Here is a 24,490-nt window from a genome sequence, read left to right as displayed (position 1 = left end):
GTGGATTCAGTTATATTACAGTTAAAAAAAGACTTTTATTCGCAGATTCGTGCATTGCAAACCTCGAAACTGCCTCAAGTTACATCGTCTCTCGCCGTATTAACCGAAGAAGAAATTCAAGAACTCGAAGCGGTATGGATAGAGCTTACGGTTTGGAAACGTAGCCAAACACATTAAATCATCACCCCTACATGCAACTCATTATCAACCCCAGACAAAATTTGTCTGGGGTTTTTTATTGTAGTTTTTCAAAATTGTTATACTATAACAATTCGTCAGCGCGGGGAGTTGTTCTCTTTGGCTGTCTTTAGGGGATAACTGCTCTCAATTGTGATCTCTATATTGAAAAATGTGGTATCAATCCCCATAGTTGAAGAGCAATGAGTGAATCCCATGAATGCAATAACGAAAACGCATCAAGCGCATCAAGCAATAAATCGAGTGAGTATAGATATGGCGGAAGTACGTGCCAGAGTAGATTTTAAAGTCGGGGCTAAAAGTAATATCGATGCTGAAATCCTGTCTTTTCGTGGCCTGAAGACAGATAAAGAGCATGTGGCAGTTATCTTTAGGCAAGCGGATCAAACGCAAGAAACGCCTTTGGTGCGTATGCATTCAGAATGTCTTACTGGTGATGTTTTTCACTCATCCCGTTGTGATTGCGGTGAGCAATTAGAAGAAACCATTCAACGCATGGGCGAATCTGGCGGTATTATTTTATACCTACGTCAGGAAGGTCGTGGTATTGGTCTATACAACAAAATTGATGCGTACCGTTTGCAAAGCCAAGGTATGAACACCTATGAAGCAAACAACCATTTGGGTTTTGACGATGACCTGCGTGATTTCACTGAAGCAGCGCAAATGCTCGAAGCATTAGGTGTAAGTAAAATTCGCCTTGTGACCAACAACCCTAAGAAAATCCGTGAATTAGCAGAATACGGCATCGAGATTGTTGAGGTTGTCAATACCTCTGCACATATTAAAGATGGTAATGAAAGCTACCTAAAAGCAAAAGTTTCTCATGGTAAGCACAATCTAAAATTCTGATTTTATTTATTAAATTATCAGTTTTGCATGTTAAAAGCCTCACAATGATGAGGCTTTTTTTGTATCTAGAGTTGAAAATAAATTGTAAATTTGTATTATCTCGTGACTAATAGTGCAAATAAGAATAATTAGCACTACGAATAAAACAAATAAATTGCTCAACAAGGATGCTTCAGATGAATGCAAAAACAGTTTTAGTCCAATCTATTGCTGCATCACTCCTCATTGCCAGTGGTTCTACCGTTGCTGCCCAAGTAACGAAACAACAAGTCGTTGAACATTATGCAGACGTTGCACATGCAGTCTTTGCTGACTCAGTGACAACGGCGAAAACGCTCGACGTAAAAATCGACGAATTTCTAAAATCGCCATCAGCGGATAAGCTTGAAGAAGTAAAACAAGCGTGGCTAGACTCTCGCGTTCCGTACCAACAATCTGAAGTATTCCGTTTTGGTAACGCGATTGTTGATGACTGGGAAGGGCAGTTAAATGCCTGGCCACTTGATGAAGGCCTAATTGACTACGTGGCGACAGATTACCAATATGAACTCGGTAACGAAGGCGCAGCTGCAAACATCATCGCAAACACCAGTTTACAGATTGGTGCTTCTAAACTAGACGTTGCAAACATTACTCCAGAATTGCTAGCGGATCTCAACGAAGTAGGTGGTTCTGAGGCAAACGTTGCGTCAGGTTACCACGCGATTGAATTCTTACTTTGGGGTCAAGACCTAAACGGCACAAACGCAGGCGCAGGTCAGCGCGCTTACACAGACTTCGTTGTCGGTCCTGAGTGTACGAATGGTCACTGTGACCGTCGTGGTGAGTACCTAAAAGCGGCAGCCGATCTACTGGTTCAAGATCTTGAGTGGATGGAAAAACAGTGGTCTGCGGAAGTGAAAGGCAACTACCGTGAAACGCTTCTTAATGATTCTGCGGATAATGGCCTACGTAAAATGTTGTTCGGTATGGGGTCATTGTCTTTAGGTGAGCTTGCTGGTGAGCGCATGAAGGTGGCGTTGGAAGCAAACTCGACAGAAGATGAGCACGATTGTTTCTCAGACAATACGCACAACTCTCATTACTACAACGAGCAGGGCATCTATAACGTTTACACAGGTCTTTACAAGCGTGAAGACGGCACATTGCTTTCTGGTCCGAGTATTGCTGACCTAGTGGCTCAAAAAGACAAACAAGCAGCTAAAGAGATCCAGAAGCAGTTTGATGTTACGCGTAATCAAGTTGGTAAATTGGTTACGTCTGCGGAGAAGAACAACCAACACTTCGACCAGTTAATTGCAGCGGGTAATGCACAAGGCAACACGTTAGTGAATGACACCATCATGTCATTGGTTGCTCAAACCGGTTCAATTGAACGTGCTGCGGGTATCATTGGCATTGATAGCCTAAGCCCTGATACAGCAGACCACGAGTTTTAATCAAAGTACAAAAAATAATTGAAAGGGCTCGTTTGAGCCCTTTACCGTTTTAACTCGCTGTTATCCCACCCCTCTTGTTGTGTTTTAGAGCAATGATATGAAGCCTTACTTAATTTCGGCCTTGGCCGTGATCTTTTCTTCTACTGCTATCGCGTATGATGTGAAATCTGGTGGACAAACGAGCGTCAAAAAAGAAGGCGCCAACGCGTATTCTCTTCCTGCCGCGAACCTTCCTATGAGTAAACGTCTTGATTTTAGCGTGGGCAATAGTTTTTTCCGCAACCCTTGGGTACAAGCGCCAGCATCAACGGACGCTCGTGATGGCCTAGGCCCGCTTTTTAATACCAATGGTTGTCAGAACTGTCACATCAAAGATGGCCGTGGTCATCCGCCAGAGAAAGATGATTTACATGCCGTGTCTATGTTAGTGCGCTTGAGCATTCCTGCGATGACGCCAGAACAAAAGAAAGCCTACATCAAAGACGGTGGCATACCTGAGCCGACTTATGGTGGCCAGCTTCAAGATTTCGCCCTGCAAGATCAAACGCCAGAAGGCAAAATCGAAATTACTTACACCGATGTCCCAGTGAAGTTTAAAGACGGTACGACGGTGACACTAAGAAAACCCCATTTGAACATTACCGAGCTGGGTTATGGCGATATGCACCCAGATACCGAGTTCTCAGCACGTGTGGCACCGCCAATGATCGGCCTTGGTTTGTTAGAGAGTATTCCTGACGAAACGCTACTGGCTTGGGTTGATGAACAAGATGCCAACAAAGATGGCATCTCAGGCAAAGTAAACAAGGTTTGGGAGATTGAGAAGGACGACTTCTCAATTGGTCGTTTTGGCTGGAAAGCCGGACAACCGACGTTAATGCAGCAAAATGCAGCAGCATTCAATGGTGATGTGGGTCTGACGAGCCATTTATTCCCCAATGAAAACTGTACCTCGAAACAAAGTATTTGTGACGACATGCCAAATGGCGGCAAACCAGAAGTGAGTGAAAATATTCTCGACTTCGTTGAGTTTTACAGCCAGCACTTAGCCGTACCTATTCGCCGAAATTCGAACGATCCTAGCGTGAAACTCGGTCAGAAAATCTTTGCTGCATCTGGCTGTGAAAGCTGTCATAAAACCAGCGTAAAAACCGCTAAGCGAACAGAATTGCCAGCGCTTTCTGAGCAGTTAATCCATCCATATACAGACATGCTTCTGCACGACATGGGTGAAGGTTTAGCCGATAACCGTCCTGAGTACTTAGCAAACGGCCGTGAATGGCGAACGGCACCCCTATGGGGCATTGGTTATACCGAAGAAGTAAACGGGCATACTTACTTCTTGCATGATGGCCGCGCCCGTAATCTGATGGAAGCGGTATTGTGGCACGGCGGTGAAGCGGAAACGGCGAAACAAAACGTGCTAGCACTGAACAAAAAAGAACGTGATGCATTGATTGCGTTTCTGAATTCTTTATAAGGAACCAACCATGAAAAAAACACTGTTAGTGAGTGCGGTTGCCGCAACGTTAAGTTTGGTTGGTTGCCAATCGACAGTCGGTTCGAGCTCTGCCAAGCCTGAGAGTACAAGTCATATTTCTCAAGCGGTCTACGAAGTTGAGTTTCAATCAGCGCAGACATTTTTAGGGCAAACCACAGAACTAGAACAAAGCTTCGCGGATTACTGCACATCAGAGACGAAAGATGATGCGCAAGTAAAACAGCAATGGCACCAAACTATGCTGACGTGGATGGCATTACAAGGTCAAGAGCGTGGCCCTGCTACGGCGTTGGAGCAAAGTTGGAATGTGCAGTTTTGGCCAGATAAAAAGAACACCACCGGCCGAAAAATGTCTGTGCTGACGAAATCTGACCAAGTTTGGAGTGCGGAAAAGATCTCCACGCAAAGTGTTACTGTGCAAGGTTTAGGTGCGCTCGAATGGCTACTTTACGATAAAGCGTCGACATTACCTAGCAACAGCAATACCTGTGCGACAGGTGTTGCAATTGCTGAAAACCTAGAGAACAAAGCGCAGATCATCGCAGATTCTTGGGCACAAAATCCCTGGAAGTCGTTAGAGATGACGGAATGGAAATCCGAGTACATTTCGCTGCTCTCTAATCAGCTTGACTACAGCATGAAGAAGTTGAGTCGTCCATTAGCGAAGATTGGTAAGCCTCGCCCGTATTTTTCAGAATCGTGGCGTTCAGAGACCTCACTTTCAAACTTAAAAGCCAACCTTCAAGGGATGGAAGCGTTGTACTTTGCTAACGGAAATGGCCTAGATGCGCTACTAAGAGAGCAAGGCCATGCAGATCTCGCTGACCGTGTTGTTCACCAGTTTGAAATGGCGTTGGAAACATGGCCTGAAGATAAGAGTTTGTTCACGGCTTTACAAAGTAAAGAAGGCTACCGCATGGTACTCGCTCAATACAACAAGCTAGAGCAATTGAAGTACTTGATCCATGAAGAAGTGGCGATCGAGCTTGGCGTGGTTATAGGATTTAATGCAACCGATGGTGACTGATCAAACCCGCCGAACCTTACTGAAAGCCGTACTCTTTGGTGCGGCCGCACCTATGATGCCATTTGGTTGTGCTTCAACACGTTCACGTCAACCAGCGTTGATTGGCTGCTCAATCATCGGCCGAGATAAATACGCAGCGGTAGTGGCCGATGAGCATGGTATGCCGCTATCTTCGTTGCCGATTCCTGAGCGTGGTCATGGTGTGGCGACCAACCCACAAGGTCACGCTGTGGTCTTTGGTCGTCGACCAGGAACTTTCTTCATGGTGTTTGATTATCGCTCTGAGCAGATGATCAAGCTGCAGCTAGCAAAACCGGATCGCCATTTCTATGGTCATGGTGTTTACTCCCGTGACGGCACGTTGCTATTTGCGACAGAAGGAGAAAGGGGCACAAGCCGTGGGATCATCGGTGTTTATGATGTGCAAAAGCAATATGAAAAGATCGATGAGTTAACGGGGTTTGGTCTAGGTCCTCATGAAGTGATCATGATGCCTGATGGCGCATTAGCGATTGGCGTCGGTGGCGTACACACCAACGGCCGTGAACCGCTCAATCTTGATAGCATGAGACCAAGCCTGAGTTACCTTTCACAAGAAGGTGAGCTGTTGGATCAAGTCTCTTTACCAGATCATAAGTTGAGCATCCGTCATTTAGCGCATGATGGTGCAGAGACGGTACTGTGTGGTCAGCAATATCGTGGAGAGCCGGATGAATACCCAGCTTTACTTGCGATGCACACTCGTGGAGGCGTGATGCAATCTTTGCATGCGGAACCCGAAGAGTGGGCGAGATTTAATCACTATGTCGCGAGTATCGCGGCGACGGATGAATGGATCCTTGCGACTTCTCCTCCGGGCAGTTGTTATGGGATATGGTCCAAAGCTACAGGGAAGTTGGTTGAGTTAAGTGCTTTGCCAGATGCATCGGGAGTGGTGACATATGGAAAGGAATTCAGGGTCAGCTCTGGTGCTGGCAAAGTGGTTGAGCAAAGGCCAACAACACATAAAAGCGCTTCTGTTAGTGGTGTTCAATGGGATAACCATTGGTCAAAGATTGTTTGAACCCAAATAGATAAAGAAACTTGATGTTAATTTCGACATCAGATTCTTAATTTTAAACCTGCAAGCTGTGAGATATTTGCCATACTTTTCATTATGGCAAGTAGCGCAAGGATCGTTTCAGTGTTTGCTAGGGTTTTAATCATGACGGCACTTATGGTGCCGTTTTTCAGCTTTTCTACCGTCGTTTCTCTCGAAGCTTCTGCACAAACAGAGCAAGAGGGAGCGGTACAAAAGCTGTCTGTCGAAAAAATGATCCATTATCCAGAGGTGATTGACCAGCTTTATCAAAGTACCAATTACCGTTTGAACTGGGAAAATGAAAGCGATATTGAGCAGTTTCTTTTTCAAGTAAACCTGGTTGCTCTTGCTGGCGTCACGGACGAATTCGAGAATCAACTCCATCGTATAAACCAAGTTCGATGGCAGGGAGATAACCTCGACTTTGATTTGGTAATGACAGATTCACTCTTGATGTATCTCAGCTATCTCGAGCAGCTCCCTGAAGAAGGTATCAATTGGTTATTTGCTAACAAAGCCCACGTGATTTTACCTGCTCCTAGCATCGATACTTTGTCCGTACTGAGTAACGAAATTACGGTAGGCAAACTTAGTCAATTCTTAGCAAGCCTTCGCTCTCCTTTACAAACGGACGAAGCTTTTTATTCCGCTTACTCCTCTTTATCCGAGCACGCTCAGTATCAATATCCAATCTATGAACAAACGGGCCTTGCCCGTGTCGGTGACCAATTAGAAAATAAACCGCTTCTGATTGAGCGTATGGAAGTGGTTGGTGTGGATGTATCGTATTTAGATATCACGACCCAACAGTATGATGAAGAATTAGAGTTAGCTGTGAAAGAGTTTCAGCGTATTCATGGCTTGAAAGAAGATGGGGTGATTGGCCCGAATACCATTCGATGGATCAACTTTTCTCCTCAAGAACGATTGCATCTATTGGCGCTGAACTCAGAACGTTCAAGGATTTGGTCTAAAGACAGAGATAATGTTGTCTTTGTAAATGTACCTGGATATGAAGTAACGTATTGGCACGATGGTCAACCGTTGTTCGAGTCTAAAGTTGTGGTTGGCAGAGCCTCAAGAAAAACACCAATCATGTCGGGGACTCTTGACTCCGTCATTCTCAACCCCACATGGAATGTGCCATGGACCATAATGGTGAAAGACATCATTCCTAAAGTAAAACGTAATCCGATGTATTTGATTAACCAGAACATTCAAATCATCCGGTCATGGACGTCAAACGAAATTATTGACCCTACAACCATCAATTGGGCGACGGTGAATCCGAGAACATTTCCTTATCGTATGCGACAGGCATCTGGCTTACACAATGCATTGGGATTGTATAAGTTTAATATGCCAAACCCCCAAGCTATCTATTTGCATGATACGCCAAGTAAAAACTTGTTCGAACGAGATAGACGTGCATTCAGTTCCGGGTGTGTCCGCGTTGAACATGCCGACCAACTGGCGGAGCTCTTATTCAAAACTCAGGGACTAGAAGAGCGCTTAGCGAAAAAACGGGAAAGTACGCGTCGCTCTAACACGTCGGTTCCTTTAGGAGAACGCATCCAAGTGCACATTATTTATCAAACCGCATGGCTAGAAGAGGGAACACTTTACTACCGAGATGATATCTATAAATACGATCACCGTAGTTGAAATCTTTAAATAAAATTTACAAAACTAAGAATCTTCTGTTTGTTCAATAATTAAGCGTTAATCGCCACATCTTAAAATTAGGGTGGAGCGATGTATGCATTTGACGTGACAAATGTGTTTGGGTAATGTCCGCGACTTGTTTAGTTGTTGAGCATTGTTTTTTGAAATGGTAAGTCGTAATTTTTCCCGCCGAGATTTCCTTAAAATGACCGCTGGTGGCGTGGTTTTGGCATCTGCCTTGCCATCGATTTCATGGGCTTCATTCCCTGACGAGCCACGTGAGTTGGCGATGAACAACCTTAATACTGGAGAGCTCCTCGAAACATGCTATTTCGATGGTAGACGCTATCTTGATGATGAACTAAAAAAGCTGAATGAGTTTTGTCGTGATCACCGTCGAAACGAAGTTCATCCGATGGATCGACGCTTGTTCGATCAAATCAGCCAGATTCAAAAGCTGATCGGTACAGATGCAGAAGTCATTGTAATTTCTGGTTACCGTTCGCCTTTGACCAATGCGTCCCTGCGTAAAGGGGCTAGCGGAGTGGCGAAGAAAAGTCTTCATATGGAAGGTAAGGCCATAGACTTCCGTCTTGATGGAGTGAAATTGTCTACTGTACGCGATGCAGCAATTAGCTTGAAAGCTGGTGGTGTTGGGTATTATCCAAGTAGTAACTTTGTCCATATCGATACAGGTGCTGTGCGTTCTTGGTAAGTCAATAGCAAGCCTCAGCAGGTCTTGAAGTCGCATGGGGTTAGTGTCATAGTTGCGCCAGTTTTAACGCAAATTTGTTTGGTAATAGGTTTTCTATGGCTCTGAAATACCAAGTTGTCCCAGTGACATCTTTTTCTCAAAACTGTTCTATCGTGTGGTGTGATGAAACGATGAAAGGCATCGTTATTGACCCAGGCGGTGACGAAAAGCAACTTGCTATGCTCATTAAAGAGCTTGGTATCGAGATCGTCAACTTGGTGCTAACTCATGGTCACCTAGATCATGTTGGCGGAACAGAGCCGCTGGCTGCAATGCTTGGTGGTACTGAGATCATTGGTCCTCATAAAGCGGATAATTTTTGGTTACAAGGTCTAGAAGGGCAAAGCCAAATGTTTGGTTTCCCATTGACTGAAGTATTTGAACCGCATCAATGGTTAAATGAGGGTGACACTGTCACGTTTGGTAATCAAGTATTAAAGGTATTCCACACACCAGGTCATACCCCTGGTCACGTTGTTCTTTATAGTGAAGAAGCGCGATTGGCGTTTGTGGGCGACGTATTGTTTAACGGTAGCATTGGCCGAACTGACTTCCCACAAGGTGATTTCAATACCTTGATTAGCTCTATCAAAGAGAAATTGTGGCCTTTAGGCAATGATGTCACGTTTGTCCCTGGTCACGGCCCTCAATCGACTTTCGGTCACGAACGTAAAACTAACCCGTTCGTTGCTGACGAGATGCCGCTTTACTAAAAGCGCGTGTAGTAAGCATTATTCTGGCTCGGCGGCAGCTAAGTATCGCCGAGTCAGTCCCACAAAATCCTCTGCTTCACGATCTAGGTCACTGGCTGATATAAACAGATCGTAGCCGTAAAATCCTCTTTGATATTTCATACGGTTGGCGAGCATCGCCAGTAAGCCTTTATACTCAATCCCATTGCTGTTTATGTATGGCTTAGGATCAAGCACCATATCTTCAAACTTATCTTCACACTGATTTTGCTTCGCACCTAAATAAAGTAGTGCGCGTTGGCTAAGGAGAATTTCTGTCGCTATACGAGGGCAGATCGAATCCAAATAAGGTGAGTAGTGTTTTAGACGAATACCAATCCAAGGTAGCGGCTGATGCCACCCTTCCTGCTGGTAGCTACAAATACCTATTGACTCAACATTTCGCCATCGGACGACCCATCCGCCTTTAAAAAGGTGTTGTTGGAAGTGAGAAGCTGTCAGCGTAAAAGTGACTTGGCTTTTTTTGATCATCAAGATGGCGAAACCAACAATTGCAGACATCAAAATGACCGACAACATGGCTTGCTTCCATCCCGGAGAAATGACAACCAAAAACAAGGTTATCAGTGCAACGAGCAACAAAAGTATTCTGTTGATAGGGGAGTCGGGTTTGAAATGTGAATTTGTTAGGTGCAGCGTTTCCATGCTTATAACCTCATCGAATACTTGATCAAAAATGCGTGGATGACTAAATGTGCATTGACTTGCATTTGAAATAAAAGAAACCTCTGTTTTTATACCCAGTATTCAATAAATCCGTTCATAAAATATCTGATTAAATAGTAGACGTTCTATGCTTTGAGCGCATTTTTCATCGCGTTTCGCCGCTAAAACCTACAAATTGCTTGTGAATTTTGGTATAAAACGCGCTTCAAATTTTCATCCCTGCTGAGATGCAGTGAACTGGAGAAATATTCAATGAGACTTGCTCATAAGCGTAAAGTGCAGATGAAACTGCAAAAACGCATTAAAGCGACAGTAGCAAACTTAGCTGCAGCACCTAAAGCAGTGAAGCCTGTTGCCGAAAAAGCAGTAGCACCTTCTGTTGCTGAAAAAGCTGTTGCGGAGAAAGTAGTAGCTGAGAAAAAAGTAGCTGCAGTGAAAACAGTTGATGTTGCCCTTACTCCTAAGCAACAACAAGTATTAGACATCGTTGTAGCAAATGCTGAAGGTATTAACCCTAAAGGCATTGGTCTAGCTGCAGGTCAAGAAGATACTAAAGCGGCATCATGGGCTACTGGCGCACTGAAGAAGCTTCTTGAAGAAAACCTAGTTCAAAAAGAGCAGTTAGCAGGTAACAAAGTTATCTACAAAGCAGTTTAATTACCGCTACCGTTCTAGATTGAATACCTCGGCCAATGCCGGGGTATTTTTTTATCTTCGTATTGAAAGTAATCCATTAGGTATTGATTTTAACGCTGCCAATAAGTGCTTTGTCACATTTTCTTAAATACTATGTAAATTTTTTGGCAGAGAAGTACGTACGTATCATTTTTCTTTTTACATCGTTAAGGGAAAAGTAACTCATTAATTTTATGATGGTTAAACTTGTCGCATAACAGCTGTCCTACGTAGTTATACGTAATACCTAAGGCTAATGTCTTATTGATGAATTACTCGCTTCCGTGTTCATGCCCATTTCGCATTCGACAACATTGTTACATCTTTTATACCGAATACAGCCAATCCTAATGAAATGGATGACAACAATAACCTTGGTGATAAAGGACGTGAACGATGAGTCTAATCCAAAAATCTTTAAAACGAGTGCTCAAAACAACCGCTGTCGTTGCCGCGATGACATTCGTTGTGACTTCTGCAAATGCTGCTGAAAAAGTCTATCGTTTAAAGCTTGCTGAAACTTGGGGACCTAACTTCCCTATTTTTGGTGATGCGACAAAAAACATGGCAAAAATGGCAGAGGAGATGTCCAACGGGCGTCTGCAAATCCGTATTGATTCCGCAAACAAGCACAAAGCGCCTTTTGGGGTGTTTGATATGGTTAAGTCTGGTCAATACGACATGGGCCACTCGGCGTCTTACTACTGGAAGGGCAAGGTTCCAAACACACTTTACTTCACTTCTATGCCTTTCGGTATGTTACCAACTGAGCAGTATGCGTGGTTTTACTACGGCGGTGGTATGGAGCTGATGGAGAAGGTGTACTCTCCACATAATTTGATGTCTTTCCCTGGCGGTAATACCGATACTCAGATGGGCGGGTGGTTCCAGAAAGAGATCAAGTCCGTCGAGGATTTGCAGGGTTTGAAAATGCGTATCCCAGGTTTTGCTGGTGAGATTTTGGCAGAGTTAGGTGCAAAACCAACGAATATCGCCCCTGGTGAGCTATATACCTCTCTAGAGCGTCGCACAATTGATGCCTTGGAGTGGGTTGGTCCATCATTGGACTTGCGCATGGGCTTCCACAAAATCGCGCCATACTACTACACAGGTTGGCATGAGCCAGCAACTGAGCTTCAGTTCCTCGTTAATAAGCGTACTTGGAACCGTCTACCTGATGATCTAAAAGCGATTTTACAAGTAGCAATGAAAACCGCCGCTTACGATATGTACACGCAATCGAAACACGAAAGTGGCAAAAACTGGGCATCTATCAAATCTGAATACCCAAATGTTGAAGTCAAAGACTTCCCGCCTGAAGTAGTGGCTGCGTTGCGAGAAGCAAACGATCGTTTGTTGAAAGAGCACGCAGAAAAAGATGCTTTGGCGAAAGAGATTCAAGAGTCGCAAGCGAACTACATGAATCAAGTTCGACCTTGGTCAGACATTTCACACCGAGCTTACTTAAACAGTCAAGCTCAACAATAACGTTATGACGCAGGCGACGCCGAGAGGTTTAGCCTGCGAACGAAGCCCAAGAAAACTTCATAATGAATGCTCCGCACCATAGCGGAGCGTATCCAAACGTTCCACGGAGTTCGGAATGAGAAGTCTTATTTATATTGAGCGATTATTTAACCGCTTTAGCGATTTTCTCGGATGGTTGTCCAGCATCCTGTTTATTTTATTGTTGGTGAATGTGGTTTACGACGTTGTGATGCGATATGTATTCAACGATGTATCCATTGCATTCCAAGAAATGGAATGGCATCTATTCTCCGCCGTATTTCTGCTTGGTGTGCCTTACGCGATTAAGTCTGGTGGCCATGTTCGCGTCGACATTTTTTATGAACGCTTATCTTACAAAGCACAATCCATCATCGACATCATAGGCACGCTATTTTTCTTATTCCCGTTTTGCCTACTGGTGGCTTGGTTTGGTGTCGATTTCGCCAAAGAAAGTTACGCGCTAGGCGAGACGTCTGGTGATCCAGGCGGATTGCCATATCGTTGGATCATCAAAGCGATGATTCCGCTGTCATTTTTCTTTATGGCAGTCAGTGGCATTGGACTGCTGCTGCATTCGATCAACAAGATTGTTAACCCTCATCTTATCTATGCCGGTAATAACGGTAAGTCGTAAAAGGAAGTCATTATGATCGGTATAGTGATGTTTTTTGTCGCGCTCTTTGCGCTTTTATTGGGATTCCCCGTTGCCTTTACTTTTGGCGGTATTGCACTGATTTTTGGTGTTTGGGCTGAAGGCATCGAGATGTTTGCTTTCATGCCATATCGTATTCAATCCATTATGGAAAATACGGTGCTAATGGCCGTACCATTGTTTGTCTTCATGGGACTAGTACTTCAGAAGACGAAGCTTGCAGAGCAACTGCTTGAGTCGATGGGACGTCTGTTTGGCGGCGTCCGTGGTGGTATTGCTATTTCGACAGTATTAGTTGGCGCATTACTTGCCGCGTCAACGGGCGTAGTCGGCGCATCGGTTGTTGCGATGGGGTTGATCTCATTGCCTGTGATGCTTAAATACAATTACGACAAAGGTTTAGCGTGTGGGACTATTTGTGCGTCTGGCACGTTGGGCCAAATTATCCCACCTTCTATCGTGTTGATCTTGTTAGGGGATGTACTTGGCGTACCGGTAGGGGACCTATTTCAAGCTGCGATTTGGCCCGGTATTACACTTGTTGGCGCCTATGTGATCTACATTCTCATCTACGCGAAGTTGAACCCTCAAGCCGCACAGGCGATAGAGCGCGATGAGTCGATCAGTCGAAAGCAAGAAGTGTTCACCGCGCTGAAAGCCGTTTTACCGCCACTAGCACTGATCATTGTGGTATTGGGCTCAATCTTTGCTGGGATTGCAACGCCAACAGAGTCAGCGGCTCTGGGCGGAGCTGGTGCGATAGTTCTGTCGTTACTGTATAAGCAGTTTAGTTGGTCGATGATTTATGATGCATCGAAAGAAACCGTTAAAGTAACCGCAATGGTCTTTGCTATTTTGCTAGGGGCAACCGCCTTTTCAATGGCATTTACCTACACTGGCGGTGATTATCTAGTCGAAGAGTGGATGTTAGAATTGCCTGGAGAAAAGTGGGGCTTCCTCATCATTACCATGGTGGTGATTCTGATTTTAGGTTTCTTTATCGACTTCGTTGAAATCTGCTTTATCATCGTGCCAATTATTGCGCCGGTCGCTGAGTTGATGGGTATCAACATGACGTGGTTTGCGATTCTTATCGCAATGAACTTACAGACATCATTCCTAACACCGCCATTTGGTTTTAGTTTGTTCTATCTAAAAGGCGTCGCACCAGCAGGTGTCACTACGCGAGATATTTACAAAGGTGTGATGCCGTTTATCGCGATTCAAATTGTCGTGTTGGCTTCTTTGCTGTTTTTCCCAGGCTTTTATGGCATGAGTTGATCACTCGATAATAAAAGAGATTTTGTGAACTGAGAGTTTTTACCTTTTGAGACAAGTTGTTAAGCTGCTATTTATGTCTAGGCGGACGAAGTCGAGTTATTTGTGCTGCTAAGATAGTGAGCTGTAAAGCAGCGTTTCATGGAGGAAAGGGATGCCTCTCAAAGCAAAGTTAATTCTGCTGACACTGATACCCGTGGTATTGGTGTCAGCGAGTATCAGTTGGATTTCTATCTATCAAACCAAGACTCTTGGCAAAAGGGAGGTAGAGATCTTTCATCAAAACCTGATCCAATCAAAAGAGGCGGCGCTCAAAGACACGGTCGACGTCGCCTTTGACTCCATTTCTTATATCTACAACGATCCAACCTTAGAAGAGGGCGTTGCTAAAACACGCGTGAAAGCGATTCTAAACCGTTTAAGCTACGGAGCAGACGGCTACTTTTTTGCTTACGATAAATACGGCACCAACCTTGTACATCCTGTTCTTCCAGAGCTAGTCGGGGAGAACTTACTCTATCTTGAAGACGAGAATGGCGATCGTCTAATCGAAGCTTTGTTGTATCAAGCGCAATCAGGTGGCGGATTTCATCAGTACCTGTGGCAAAAGCCATCTACGGGTGAGGTCGTCCCAAAGCTTAGCTACGCCGCATGGCTCGATAAGTGGGAATGGATGATAGGGACAGGGCTCTATATTGAGGACGTCAGCCAAGAAGTCGCCAATATGCGCGCGGCGGTGAACAAAAATATCGAAACGACTTTTTTCTCGGTCGTCGTGATCTTAGCGGTGACCGTTGCTGTAATTATCGTTCTCACTTTAGCGATCAATCTGCATGAACACCGTCTTGCCGATAAAAACCTTAAAGAGTTGGCACATAAAACCGTCATGTTTCAAGAGGATGAGAAAAAGCATCTAGCGAGAGAGTTGCATGATGGAATCAACCAGCTGTTAGTTTCTAGTAAATGTCATTTGGATTTAATGAGTCATAGACTGGAAGACGAAAAACTCAAATCCCACTTAGACAAATCGCAACGTTCATTGGTCACCGCGATAAATGAGGTGCGGCATATTTCTCATCAACTTCGCCCTAGCGCCCTTGATGATATCGGCTTAGAGGCGGCACTGACCACTTTACTGCAAGACTTTCACTCTCACTCTGGGATTGATATAGAAAGTAATTTTGATACTCAGCAGTACAAACTGACGTCGGAAGTCGCGACGACCTTGTATCGTGTTGCTCAAGAGTCTTTGAACAACATCGAAAAACACGCAAGAGCGAAAAAAGTGACGGTTACTTTGCAAAAAATGGGCAATATGCTGCAATTACTCATACGTGACGACGGTGTTGGCTTTGTGGTTAACCAAGCAGTGCACCAACAAGGGATTGGGTTAAGGAACATGCAAGAGCGTGTAGAGTTCATTGGTGGTGAGTTTGAACTGATGAGTGAGCTTGGTTTAGGAACAGAGATTACCGTGCTGCTTAATTTGGATGAATTAGTTTATGGATAAACCGATTAGTGTGGTGATTGTTGATGATCATCAAGTGGTCTTAGATGGCTTCATGGCTCGCTTGGAGTTAGAGCCTGACATTGAAGTGGTCGGTACGGCAAGCAATGGGCTGGAAGCGATAGAAGTCGCAAAGCACCTTCAGCCTGATGTCATCTTGATGGACATTAGCATGCCGATAATGAACGGTATTGAAGCGACTGGGGTAATTAAAGAAGAGCGACCAGAGAGCAAAATACTTATGCTGACCATGCACGATAACCGTGAATACATCATGAAGGTCATGCAAGCTGGCGCAGTAGGGTACATGCTCAAGGAAATCTCGGCCGAGAAAATGGTGCAAGCAATAAAAACGGTGAATCAAGGTTCAACGTATTTCTGCGAGTCTGTCACACAAACGCTTTTTACCCAAGAGGTGGTGCCAGCCACTCAAAAAACGAATCCACTTAGCCGCAGGGAAGAAGCGGTGCTTAAATTAGTCGCTCAAGGAAACAGCAGTAAGAAAATCGCCACACTACTTAACATTAGCTACCGAACGGTAGAGACGCATCGCCACAACATTAAGCACAAGTTGGATTTACATTCGACGGCAGAGCTAGCGAAATATGCGTTTGAAACAGGGTTAACTGAGTAGGAGAGTAGTGCCCGCAAAAAGCGAGCACGTGAGAGCGAAATTAATCGACTTTTGTAATGCTGCCAAGCTCTAGCATTGGAGCGACATCGATATCCTCTGCATTCATCATTGTTGAGATGCGTTGAACGGAAGATAGCAGCAGAGACTGCTCCCATTCTTCCAATTTTTGGAATCGATTAATGAAGTGTTCCTGCAATGGCGTTGGTGCTTGCTTTAGGGCTTCTTGGCCTTTGCTCGTAAGTACAGCATGCACTTTACGCTTGTCTTGAACACTGCGCTGACGCTCAACAAACTGGCCTCGTTCTAGTCTATCTAGAATGGTCGTTGCGGTCGCTTGGCTCATGTTAGTGTGGCTAGACAACTGTTTAATCGTTACGTTATCTAACTCATTGATAGCACGCATCAAAATCAACTGTGGAGCGGTCAATCCAGACTCTTTGCTCAGCTTTTTAGAATGTAAATCAATAGCGCGGATGATCTGACGAATCGAGACCAATACTTCTTCGTACTTTTCCAATTTATTCATCCAGTCTGTAGGGAACATTTATCGAGGCGACACTAACTTAAATGCGCCCTTATTTAAAGGGGTGGAATCAAAAATTACCACTACAATTTTAAGTAGTGTCTCCAATTTCGTTTTGTCGCGTTGTGTAGACAAAATAAGAAGACCTAAAATTATTATAGCAATAAATGTTTGTGGTCTAACTATTGCGCTAGTGGTTTATCCTTTTAAAGGCGGAAATTGCTGAGTGAAAAGTAAGTTATTGGATTTTTTCATAGCAAAAAGATAGACAAAAACGTGTCAAATGATAGGATCTTGCGCCTTCACGGAATGTAAAACGTATCGTGTTCGAAAGATTTTTTTGTTTGGTACGTAAAAACAGTACAAAAATAGAGAGGAACGATGACAAAGGGTATAGATAAGTACAGTATCGATAGTACCGACTATACGGTAGGTCAAGACAACGTTCAAAAATGGGGTTTTGATGTTCATAACCCAGTTTTTGGTATTAGTGCAGGTTTAATTGCGCTGTTTCTTGTCGCCGCATTAGTTCTAGATGCACATACCGCAAAGACGGCACTTGATGGGCTGAAATGGAAGATCATTGGTTCATTCGATTGGTTGTTCATTATTGCAGGTAATATTTTCGTTATTTTCTGTTTGGCACTTATCGTTTCGCCAATGGGTAAAATCCGCCTAGGTGGTAAAGACGCTGTTGCCGATTACTCGTTCATGTCATGGCTTGCAATGCTATTTGCGGCTGGTATGGGTATCGGTTTAATGTTCTGGAGTGTCGCAGAACCTGTCGCTTACTTCACTGGTTGGTATGAAACGCCACTCGGTGTTGAAGCAAACACACCAGAAGCAGCGAGATTGGCACTGGGTGCGACGATGTTCCACTGGGGTCTTCACCCATGGGCAATTTACGGTGTTGTAGCACTTTCTTTAGCATTCTTTGCCTACAACAAAGGTTTACCGCTTTCTATGCGCTCGATCTTCTACCCGCTTCTGGGTGATCGCGCGTGGGGCTGGGCTGGTCATATCGTGGATATCTTGGCCGTTCTTGCGACCTTGTTTGGTCTTGCAACGTCACTGGGCTTAGGTGCACAACAAGCGGCAAGTGGTATTCATCACGTATTTGGTGTTGAGCCAGGCCTGGGCCTACAAATCGTCGTCATTACCGTTGTAACTTTGCTTGCTGTTGTTTCAGTCGTACGTGGTATTGATGGTGGCGTTAAAGTCATTAGTAACATCAACATGGTTGTGGCGTTCTTGCTACTGATTCTTGTTGGTCTTATCGGTTGGGCGGCGAGTCTAGGCTCGATTCCAACCACACTTATGGCATACGTAGAGAATATTATTCCGCTAAGTAACCCGTTTGGTCGTACAGATGAGGCATGGTTCCAAGGCTGGACAGTATTCTACTGGGCTTGGTGGATTTCATGGTCACCATTCGTAGGTATGTTCATTGCGCGTGTTTCTCGCGGTCGTACCGTTCGCGAATTCATTACAGCCGTTCTATTGGTTCCAACCGCTGTTACTGTTGTTTGGATGTCAGTATTTGGTGGTCTAGCGATCGAGCAAGTTGTTGATAAAGTAGGTGAGTTGGGCACGAATGGTTTGACTGACGTTTCACTTGCTATGTTCCAAATGTTCGATGTTCTTCCATTTGGTAGCATGCTTTCAATCATTGCTGTTGTGTTGGTACTTGTGTTCTTCATCACGTCTTCTGACTCTGGTTCACTTGTTATCGACAGCATCACAGCGGGCGGTAAAGTCGACGCTCCTGTACTTCAACGTGTTTTCTGGGCATTTATGGAAGGTGCAATTGCGGTTGCTCTACTGTGGATTGGTGGCTCAGAAGCAGTTCAAGCGCTTCAGGCAGGTGCAATTTCTACAGCACTACCGTTTACCTTCATTCTGCTTGCAATGTGTGTGAGCTTATTGATGGGTATGAGAACAGAACGTCAATAACTCAGGCATTTTATAAATCTGTCTGAGTGACAAGTAATCAAAAGGCCAGCATTTTTGCTGGCTTTTTTGTGCGGTTTTTATGACGGTGAGACAAAAAAATGACACGTGAAAGTTCATATTTTACAAAGAGTTAATGTGCTATTTTGTTTTTTAAAAATTAGTGAATAGTCGTGAAAAAGTGTGTAATATTCACACACCTTAACTGTTCTCCCAACTCAAAAACTATAAATATGAAATTATCATTAAAACAAAAGCTTATTGGCGCAAGCCTTTCTGCTGTTGTTGTGATGGCAACAGCACTTACTTGGTTGTCGGCTGGTCAATTATTTGATCAGACTCGTTCAGGTGTCTATTCACGTGCGCAAAGTCTAAGTACTACTGCGTCAGAAGGAATTTCTGATTGGGTCAATATCCGTAAAGATATTGCTACCGCATTCAACGACTACTCGACAGAGCAAGACGTTGTCCCTTTCCTACAACAAGCTCGCAAGGCTGGTGGCTTTGATGACATCTTCCTTGGTACACCAAACGGTGATATGTATCGCTCTCACCCTGAGCGTAACCGTGCTGATTACGACCCTCGTACTCGCCCTTGGTACAAAGATGCTAACGCCGCAGGTAAGCAGATCATCACAGCTGCATATCAAGATGCAATCACTAACGCGCTGCTTGTAACCATTGCTGAGCCAGTAATGAAAAATGGTCAGTTTGTTGGTGTTGTTGGTGCAGATGTACTGATCGATCAGCTTATCAGCGACGTGATTAACCTAGATGCAGGTGAAAATGCGCATGCGATGTTAATCGATATGAACGAAGGTACGTTCCTAGCGCATCCAGATAAAAGCTTAACGCTTAAGCCTATCACCAGTGTTCTAAAAGACTTTTCAGAAGATGCAATCGAGCGCGCTGCAGATGAAGGTCGTATCGAAGATACGGTAATCAAAGGCAAAGAGAAGCTTTACTACTTTAATAAAGTACCTGGCACGCATTGGATGTTCGCGATTGAAATGGATCGCGCAACGGAAGAAGCAGGGCATGCGGTATTGCTACGTGACCTATTGATCACTGCTGTGATGATCACCATTGTGGTTATTCTTGCGGTATCTTGGTTGGTTGGTTTCTTGTTCCGTGACTTGAGCCGCGTATCAAATGCACTTGAGGAAATTGCATCTGGTGAAGGTGACTTAACGCAACGACTAGAACCACGCAGTGATGATGAAGTAGGTAAACTGGCTGAAAACTTCAACCGCTTTGTTGGCAACATGCACACGATGGTGACCAAGCTTAGCCACGTATCATCTGCGCTTTCAGAGCAAGCACGCACGACGGCACAGCAAGCTGAAGAGCGCAGTCAGCGTATCTCTTACCAGCAAGATGAGATCAACATGGTGGCGACGGCTGTGAACGAAATGGCAGCAGCGACACAAGAAATTGCAGGTAATGCAGATAGCACGGCAAGTAACTCAGAGGAAGCGGTTCAAGCTTGTTCACACGGTTCTAGCCAAGTGACTCAGACGCAAGGTTCTATCCAGAACTTGGCGCAAGAAGTTCAAGTTGCCACTGATGTGATTCAAGAGCTAGAAGCACACGGAAATAGCATCAATACGATTCTATCAACGATTCAAGGTATTGCTGAGCAAACTAACCTACTTGCACTTAACGCGGCAATTGAAGCGGCACGTGCAGGTGAACAAGGCCGTGGCTTTGCTGTGGTTGCGGATGAAGTTCGCGTATTGAGCCAACGCACTCATGCTTCAACGCAAGAGATTCAAGAAACTATCGAGATGTTACAGGGCACAACAGCGAAAGCGGTTGGCATCATGGGTGATAGCCGTCGTCTGGCTGACACCAGTGTTGATGATGCAAACGCGGCTGCAGCGAGCTTGACGCAAATCCATACTGCTGTTGAGCGCATCAGTGACATGGCAACGCAGATTGCATCGGCGGCAGAAGAGCAAGCATCGGTAACAACCGAGATCACGCGTAATACTGAAGGCATTCGTGACGTTTCTAACGAGCTGTCGGTAGAAGCTCATCAAGCAGCAGAACAAGCTGCCCACCTATCTGAGCTTTCACACGAATTAGAGCAAGAGATTCAACGCTTTAAGCTGTAATCGGATACCGACCTAAATAAAAAGGAGCCATTTGGCTCCTTTTTTGATCGCTTATTAAGCTAGAAAGACGTTATAGCCAGAACTCACTGATCGGTTGCTCTTCGCTATAATGATGGGCGATTTGCGCTTGTAGCAGTTCTGCCGTAGCAATTGCATCGGTTAATGCATGGTGAGGGGTATAGTCTGGCAGACCATAACGGCGTCGAGATTGCGCTAGCCGAACCGATTCTGGCTTTTTCCCTTTTAAACGCTCCCAGAGTGAGCCAGAGCGTTTCTGTTGAATGGTTTCTTCAAGATGCAGCGTATCTATCACTGGAAACTCAATTCCTTCCCCTAAACGGCTTTTGAGTGCTTTATCCAGAAATTCTCTCTCGATACGACGATAATGCACAACAATGATTTTTCCGCTTAAGCATGGTAGTAGCTCGCTTAAGATGTCGCCCAAGTCAGGTGCATCGATCAATTCACTGTGAGTAATACCATGTATGATTACCGAGTCTTCATCGAGTGCTCGCTGCGGGCGAACTTTCCAATGACGTGAATTGCGCAAAAAAATCCGTTTCAAGTTAAACGGCACTAAACCAATGGTAATGATGTCATGTTTCTCGGGATTCAACCCCGTCGTTTCGAAATCTAGCGCGACGAACTCCACCTCAGACAGGGGGGTCTCTGGTGCAGGTGGTTTATTGCTATAAAACGCAATTAAATTCTCATCTTTAGCCATCTCCAACTTTTGTTCAAATTTCGTTGGCCACTGAATGGTTGGCTTCTGAAAGAGCTTTTTGATCATGTTCAACCTCACTTAAAGCTCTTATTCGCTTGGTAGCGGAACTTAAGGAAGTTCTGACCATTGCTTAGGATTTGGAAAGCATCTTTTAGGTTGCGACGTTCAAATTCAGAGAGATTTTCTGGTTCGATATTGTTATCTGGGTCAATGCCTAATTCCACGTCCGTCGCTTGGTGACGAATACGCACCATGGAAATAAACTCTAGTGCGTCTTTTAAGTCTTGTGCACGACCTTTTGGCAAAATGCCAGCATCAATGATGTCGTCGAGACGCTCAAACGAGTTCTGTGCACGTGAGCCAACCGCCAGAGAGTGAACACGAATTAAGTCGACCAGAGGAGCCGTACCGCGACGTTTGAGGTTGATGGAGTTGTTGTGTCTACCATCTTTCTCCATCACAAAGTCTTTAAAGAAGCCAAGTGGCGGCGTTCGGTTAAGTGCGTTACGAGCCAGACAGGCTAAGAAGCGATTGTTTTTACGCGCACGACGAACAATAAAGCTGGTTAATTGTTCTGCCCATTTTAAGCGACCGTAAACGCCATCCAAATCGAAAAAGATGGACGCGTTGAGTAGCGCTTTCGGGTTCGGGTTATCAATCCAGTCAGCGAAGCACTCTTCCCACTCTGAACGAGTCATGCGCCATAATGGGTTGGTTGCCATAATATCGCCCGTACAATACTTGTAGCCACAGGCATCTAATCCATCACTGACGTATTTCGCTAAAGCTTCGAAGTACTTACCATGTTTCTCTTCTTGGTAGGTCTCATCTAGAATGATGGCGTTATCTTGGTCAGTCACCAACAGTTGCTCATCACGTCCCATTGAGCCAAGTGCAAGGAAACAATAAGGAATTGGTGGTGGGCCAAGCTCTTCTTCAGCCATTTCTAACAGACGCTGTTTGAAGCTTCGACCAATCACGGACATCGCACTGCCCACCATGTGTGAGTTGGCATCTTCGTTGACCAGGCGTACAAAGCTGCTTTTTACTTCTTCAGCAACAACTGCCAAATCTTCGATGGTCTGTTGTTGGAAAATGCTGCTCACCAATAAGAGCGAGTTTTGTGATTCATAACGAACAATGTCGGTTGTTTCGATAATACCAATAGGCAATTGGTTTTTAACCACAGGCAGATGGTGCACGTTGTAACGCAGCATGGTTAACATTGCTTCATAGATGTAGGCATTGTGATCAAGAGACATGACTTCAGTGGTCATCACACTTGATACATCGTCCTGTGGAGACAAGCCTTCGGCTAACACACGGGTACACAAGTCACGGTCAGTAATAATACCAAGTACCGGAGACTGTGGGTCATCTTCGTCACGAACGAAATCTGGATCGACGATAAGTAGAGCAGATACGTTGTCATTCGCCATCTGCTGCGCGGCTTGTTGGATTGTCTGTCCTCGATCAATCGTATGAGCATCGCCAGTCAGCAAGGTTTTCACTTTCGATGTCGTCAGATCATTTGCATCTTTGTTTTCTGAAATTGCTTGGCGTAAACGAGCACTATTTTCCACTTCGACAAAGTCTGCAAAGGAATCAAAGTTGTCGTATATTTCTTGGAAAACGTCACCAGGAATACAGTAGAGAAGAGTATCTTCAATGGCTTTTACCGGAAAGCGTACTTTGTTGTTGGTTAGCATTCCCATCTGGCCAAATAAGTCACCTTCATCAAGACGGTTATAAAGCTCTCCTTTGCGTCGATAAACTTCTACGACCCCGCTTCGCACCACGTAGAGATCTCGGATATAGTCTCCAAAATGGATGATTGGGGTATCTTCTCGGTAGTACGAGATCTCGACACTCTCTGTCACCTTGTTTAGTGTTTCTTCAGGGAGTTCATTGAACGGGGGATACTTGGCGAGAAAGTTATAAATCTCGAGAAGTTCTGCATCCATCGAAGGTGCCTTTTAGTTCGCAAATAATAAAGTAATCTTAACTTAGTTTTAAAACAGAGTCTTATCTGAACCTTGATTTTCGTGCTCAGTCATAAGATTCTGACATATCGCACGATAAGGAATCGGCATTTCTACTACTATATAGTCACTTAAAAGGTGAGCGGACGTGGTCGATATATTTGGACCAATGCTTGATTTAGAGGCATAGCAGATTTCAAATCGTTACTGCGTCTGTAAACTAAGTTATTTTTGTTGAACTAAGCCACTCAAGGTGATTTGGGGGCGGTGTTTAAATAATTCTCATGAAAGGAAGTCGAATGGTGAGAAGTTTATTGCTTGCGTCTTTAGCTGCTTTGCCAGCAGTAACTAGCGCGGCGGTCATGGACCAAGCAGAAAAATTTGGGTATGAACACATTCACCTGGATGTGGGTGCCGGAACCACAAATGAAGAGTGGTTAGATAATTCGAACGCGACCACAATTGGGCTCGGTGGTAATTACTTATTTACTGAGAACTGGTTGTTTAATGTCGATTACTCGGCGCAGTTTTTCCATCCGGACGACTTTACTCTTCGCATTGACCGTTTGTTGTTTGGTGGTGGTTATCGTTATGGGATTACGGATCAATTCGATATCTACGGTAAATATGGAATAGGTGCAATCAAAGCGAAAGCGACGGACGACAAAACGGATAATACGTTGTCTTCAGATAGCGAATTGCTTCAAGCCGTCACCGTTGGGGTGAATTACTTATTCAGTGAAAAACTTATTGCGACGGCCGAGGTGGAAGTTAACCGCAGTGATATCGTCGATGAGAACAATTTTAAGATAGGTTTTAACTACCAATGGCATGATGTTATTGGTACTGGTCTTTTTTATCAGTTTAGAGATACCGATTACAGCGGTGAGAGCTCTGATTATGTCAATGAAGTGGGACTGAGTTTGAAGTTTGTCTACTAGCGGACTGGTTCATTTATTGGTAATAAATAAAAACAAAAAGGTCAGCTTATGCTGACCTTTCCT

At 44.5% G+C, this 24,490-nt stretch carries 22 protein-coding genes; 18 read left to right on the top strand and 4 right to left on the bottom strand.

Features of this window, described 5'->3' with window-relative positions; genetic code table 11:
• From ACWPOD_RS14595 to ACWPOD_RS14555, 9 genes are all read left to right on the top strand, one after another.
• On the top strand, positions 1-177 hold the full coding sequence (locus tag ACWPOD_RS14595) for a hypothetical protein (protein WP_005394761.1): 177 nt from the start codon (positions 1-3) through the stop codon (positions 175-177).
• Positions 178-393: 216 nt separating this feature from the next.
• The gene (locus tag ACWPOD_RS14590) at positions 394-1,050 is read left to right on the top strand and encodes a GTP cyclohydrolase II (protein WP_005394759.1); all 657 of its coding nucleotides are present in this window, start codon (positions 394-396) and stop codon (positions 1,048-1,050) included.
• Positions 1,051-1,226: 176 nt separating this feature from the next.
• Positions 1,227-2,489 (top strand): imelysin family protein, encoded by a 1,263-nt coding sequence (locus ACWPOD_RS14585; RefSeq protein ID WP_258680534.1) that lies wholly within the window; start codon positions 1,227-1,229, stop codon positions 2,487-2,489.
• A 97-nt stretch (positions 2,490-2,586) separates the two neighbouring features.
• Positions 2,587-3,969 carry a di-heme oxidoreductase family protein gene (locus ACWPOD_RS14580; protein WP_456232011.1) on the top strand — a complete coding sequence of 461 codons (1,383 nt, stop codon included), beginning with the start codon at positions 2,587-2,589 and terminating at the stop codon, positions 3,967-3,969.
• Positions 3,970-3,979: 10 nt separating this feature from the next.
• Positions 3,980-5,017: an imelysin family protein gene (locus ACWPOD_RS14575; RefSeq protein WP_456232010.1), complete on the top strand. Its 1,038-nt coding sequence runs from the start codon at positions 3,980-3,982 to the stop codon at positions 5,015-5,017.
• A complete protein-coding gene (locus ACWPOD_RS14570) occupies positions 4,998-6,080 on the top strand; it encodes a DUF1513 domain-containing protein (protein ID WP_456232009.1) in 1,083 nt (360 codons plus the stop codon). Before ACWPOD_RS14575 ends, ACWPOD_RS14570 begins: the two co-directional genes overlap by 20 nt.
• A gap of 120 nt (positions 6,081-6,200) precedes the next feature.
• A complete protein-coding gene (locus tag ACWPOD_RS14565; protein WP_456232008.1) occupies positions 6,201-7,763 on the top strand; it encodes a L,D-transpeptidase family protein in 1,563 nt (520 codons plus the stop codon).
• Between the two features lie 166 nt (positions 7,764-7,929).
• Entirely contained in the window at positions 7,930-8,478 is a 549-nt protein-coding gene (locus ACWPOD_RS14560; RefSeq protein ID WP_048625700.1) for a DUF882 domain-containing protein, read from the top strand.
• Between the two features lie 95 nt (positions 8,479-8,573).
• Entirely contained in the window at positions 8,574-9,230 is a 657-nt protein-coding gene (locus ACWPOD_RS14555) for an MBL fold metallo-hydrolase (RefSeq protein ID WP_456232007.1), read from the top strand.
• 18 nt (positions 9,231-9,248) lie between these two features.
• On the opposite strand, the gene ACWPOD_RS14550 is transcribed toward ACWPOD_RS14555, so the two are convergent.
• The gene (locus ACWPOD_RS14550; protein ID WP_258659006.1) at positions 9,249-9,914 is read right to left on the bottom strand and encodes a DUF2982 domain-containing protein; all 666 of its coding nucleotides are present in this window, start codon (positions 9,912-9,914) and stop codon (positions 9,249-9,251) included.
• Positions 9,915-10,187: 273 nt separating this feature from the next.
• Here ACWPOD_RS14550 and ACWPOD_RS14545 point away from each other — a divergent pair, with 273 nt between their 5' ends.
• The 6 genes from ACWPOD_RS14545 (at position 10,188) to ACWPOD_RS14520 (ending at position 16,190) form a co-directional block, all read left to right on the top strand.
• Positions 10,188-10,592 (top strand): hypothetical protein, encoded by a 405-nt coding sequence (locus ACWPOD_RS14545; protein WP_005394736.1) that lies wholly within the window; start codon positions 10,188-10,190, stop codon positions 10,590-10,592.
• Between the two features lie 414 nt (positions 10,593-11,006).
• Positions 11,007-12,098 (top strand): TRAP transporter substrate-binding protein, encoded by a 1,092-nt coding sequence (locus ACWPOD_RS14540; RefSeq protein WP_005394734.1) that lies wholly within the window; start codon positions 11,007-11,009, stop codon positions 12,096-12,098.
• A 115-nt stretch (positions 12,099-12,213) separates the two neighbouring features.
• Positions 12,214-12,753, top strand: a complete 540-nt coding sequence (locus ACWPOD_RS14535; protein WP_047009966.1) for a TRAP transporter small permease subunit — start codon at positions 12,214-12,216, stop codon at positions 12,751-12,753.
• A gap of 12 nt (positions 12,754-12,765) precedes the next feature.
• The gene (locus ACWPOD_RS14530; RefSeq protein ID WP_005394731.1) at positions 12,766-14,052 is read left to right on the top strand and encodes a TRAP transporter large permease; all 1,287 of its coding nucleotides are present in this window, start codon (positions 12,766-12,768) and stop codon (positions 14,050-14,052) included.
• Positions 14,053-14,203: 151 nt separating this feature from the next.
• A complete protein-coding gene (locus tag ACWPOD_RS14525) occupies positions 14,204-15,559 on the top strand; it encodes a cache domain-containing protein (RefSeq protein WP_012841643.1) in 1,356 nt (451 codons plus the stop codon).
• On the top strand, positions 15,552-16,190 hold the full coding sequence (locus ACWPOD_RS14520; RefSeq protein ID WP_005394727.1) for a response regulator: 639 nt from the start codon (positions 15,552-15,554) through the stop codon (positions 16,188-16,190). Before ACWPOD_RS14525 ends, ACWPOD_RS14520 begins: the two co-directional genes overlap by 8 nt.
• A 40-nt stretch (positions 16,191-16,230) precedes the next feature.
• On the opposite strand, the gene ACWPOD_RS14515 is transcribed toward ACWPOD_RS14520, so the two are convergent.
• Entirely contained in the window at positions 16,231-16,707 is a 477-nt protein-coding gene (locus ACWPOD_RS14515; protein ID WP_031780419.1) for a MarR family winged helix-turn-helix transcriptional regulator, read from the bottom strand.
• Positions 16,708-17,094: 387 nt separating this feature from the next.
• Here ACWPOD_RS14515 and ACWPOD_RS14510 point away from each other — a divergent pair, with 387 nt between their 5' ends.
• A complete protein-coding gene (locus ACWPOD_RS14510) occupies positions 17,095-18,666 on the top strand; it encodes a BCCT family transporter (protein ID WP_005394723.1) in 1,572 nt (523 codons plus the stop codon).
• Between the two features lie 230 nt (positions 18,667-18,896).
• Entirely contained in the window at positions 18,897-20,780 is a 1,884-nt protein-coding gene (locus tag ACWPOD_RS14505) for a methyl-accepting chemotaxis protein (protein ID WP_114323220.1), read from the top strand.
• A 70-nt stretch (positions 20,781-20,850) separates the two neighbouring features.
• Here ACWPOD_RS14505 and ACWPOD_RS14500 read toward each other — a convergent pair whose 3' ends face one another.
• The gene (locus ACWPOD_RS14500; RefSeq protein WP_080955984.1) at positions 20,851-21,570 is read right to left on the bottom strand and encodes a 3'-5' exonuclease; all 720 of its coding nucleotides are present in this window, start codon (positions 21,568-21,570) and stop codon (positions 20,851-20,853) included.
• A gap of 8 nt (positions 21,571-21,578) precedes the next feature.
• A complete protein-coding gene (locus tag ACWPOD_RS14495; protein WP_456232006.1) occupies positions 21,579-23,468 on the bottom strand; it encodes a DUF294 nucleotidyltransferase-like domain-containing protein in 1,890 nt (629 codons plus the stop codon).
• 317 nt (positions 23,469-23,785) lie between these two features.
• Between ACWPOD_RS14495 and ACWPOD_RS14490 the strand changes: the two genes are divergently transcribed.
• Positions 23,786-24,427 carry an outer membrane beta-barrel protein gene (locus ACWPOD_RS14490; protein WP_046876189.1) on the top strand — a complete coding sequence of 214 codons (642 nt, stop codon included), beginning with the start codon at positions 23,786-23,788 and terminating at the stop codon, positions 24,425-24,427.
• Positions 24,428-24,490: the final 63 nt, after the last annotated feature.

This window comes from Vibrio sp. JZG120 (assembly GCF_053890955.1).
Note: the sequence above shows the minus strand (reverse complement) of the source record. Positions and strands in the feature narration are given on the sequence as shown.